We start from the raw sequence: 2,102 nt of genomic DNA on the forward strand, positions 1-2,102 counted from the left end.
TAGGGTCCGGAGACCCCCGCACGACTTGCATGTATTAGGCATGCCGCCAGCGTTCATCCTGAGCCAGGATCAAACTCTCCGTTAAAGGTTTCACATCGAAGTGTGAAACTGAGGTTTGAGTCTATGCTCGAAGTTGATACTCCGCCGAGCAAAGCTCGCGGAGTTGTGAAACACTAAACACTAAAGTGTTAAGTGTTTCATCGAATTGACAGGTCACGTTGTCACTCTTTAGTTTTCAAGGAACGCTTCATTTTCATTCAACACCGCTCATTTCGCGGCGACAAGCAATATCTTATCATTTCCCGTGACAAATGTCAACTACCTTTTTTGTTGTTTTTATCATGTGTGTAACAAGTCATCAAATAATGTGATAAAAGCAACATGTAATAACATAGCATGGTCGCACAATAAAATCAATACTTTTTTATGATGTATCGTCTTAATCCATGTTGTCCTGAAAATTACCTATGCTCAACAGAAAAAGACAATCTCCTTTTGAATTTACTCCATTTGGTGGTGTATTTGCGCTCATTGGTGTTTTGGATTACATCATTGCTCCCTTTGACAAAGTTGATTATATCCGTTTATGCTACCATGCTATTTTTTTGTCATTGTAGTTTTAGTACTGATAGCCCGACTGATCGGGATAAATATTTTTCAATTTAAAGAGAAGCTGTTCATTGCAAGTTCTGATTTTCTGTGCTCCCAAAACTGATGATAGAACGTTTTGGTTGTCCAAAAGCGATTATTGCCTTTGTCATTCTCATCAGCAACTCCCTTGCAGCAGCTGCAATATCAATATGGAGAGGCAATGCGATCCAATTAAAGAGATATTAATACTCTTTCAGTTACAAACAAACAACAGCAAACATTTATCTGGGATTAGAACAATCCCCCACTCTTTAAACAAGAGTGGGGGATTGGTTAATGTAATGAAATGAGAGTCGGCAACATTGTGCTGAAAAACAAAAAATAAAGCGCACTCGAAAACAAAAAGCCTCTCTCTACTAAGCCAAAAATCTTTTTCATCGGTGAGACAAACATACCTAAAATAACGCCTATCAAAGATATTTTAGTGATCCAAGTGAGAATTACCAAAGTAGTTGCATATGCTGAACTTATACCCATTTGAATAAATACCGGAGTTAAATTAAAAATAATTGTCGCAGTCATTGTAAACTGAATGATTGCAGACAAATAATGCAACCTTCCTGTTGTTGTCCTTCTTTCTCCTTCGAGGTCAGTTGGAAAAACAAGCACACCTAAAATCGTCAGCGCTCTTATTCCTAACATGATAATAGTAACTGTCTTAAAATGAAAATCTTTATCCCAACATAACAAAAAAAACAAGTAACAGCGACGATATGATGTTACATACTCCTGATAAAACGTGTAACTTCCTAGATTCACCAATACCATAATCACTTACAGCATGATAAATCGGATTGTAATTTCTAAATTTAACATGAAGATATAGAATTATTAAAAAATAACCTACAACGGCCAATGCACTTAAGTAAGATAAAAGAGTTATTATGTTCATTTTGATCTCCATCCGTTGTTGTAATTACACTTTTTTATAAGTGTCATAACAGCAATTGTCTGTTATATCACTTAACTTTATCTATTTTAACACAAGAAAATAACACTAAAAATCGATCCGCTTACATATTGTCTAAAGGGCCTATTTTGTATCAAAGGATCTAACAGATAACAACAACATTTTACAGGGATTAAGTAAACCAGCCTTTTTAAAAGCTGGTTTGGTCGTTAGATTTTTCTCTATATAAGCCCCATTTTACCTACTGTTTCGAAAAAGCTTTGCAAAATAAAAAAGATCAACCCCATTGGGGTTGATCAGAGGCTGCTGACAAACTGCCTTGAAAGGCAGGGTCAGCAGCCTTTTTTGTCGAATCAATAAAAAACACTCTCTATAAGGAGTTTTTTCTATGTTTAGAACAAACCCGAGTAAAGAACATCAACCAGAACTGGTTAACATAGAAGAATTAGTTCCACGAGATCACTTGTTACGGAAAATTAATGAAACGATCGACTTCTCCTTCATTGCTGAGAAATGTAAAGAATTATACTGCCAAGATAAT

At 35.8% G+C, this 2,102-nt stretch carries 2 protein-coding genes and 1 rRNA gene; 1 reads left to right on the forward strand and 2 read right to left on the reverse strand.

Annotation, left to right across the window (positions count from 1 at the left end; genetic code table 11):
• A 16S ribosomal RNA gene (locus CLV36_RS16810) occupies positions 1-85 on the reverse strand; the annotation flags it as partial.
• Between the two features lie 839 nt (positions 86-924).
• A complete protein-coding gene (locus tag CLV36_RS16815) occupies positions 925-1,413 on the reverse strand; it encodes a DUF998 domain-containing protein (RefSeq protein ID WP_181353122.1) in 489 nt (162 codons plus the stop codon).
• 536 nt (positions 1,414-1,949) lie between these two features.
• Between CLV36_RS16815 and CLV36_RS17785 the strand changes: the two genes are divergently transcribed.
• Positions 1,950-2,102: transposase (locus CLV36_RS17785; protein WP_483868525.1), on the forward strand; the 153-nt coding region annotated here is incomplete at its 3' end.

This window comes from Laceyella sediminis (genome assembly GCF_003003125.1).
In the GTDB taxonomy this organism is placed as follows: Bacteria; Bacillota; Bacilli; order Thermoactinomycetales; family Thermoactinomycetaceae; genus Laceyella; species Laceyella tengchongensis.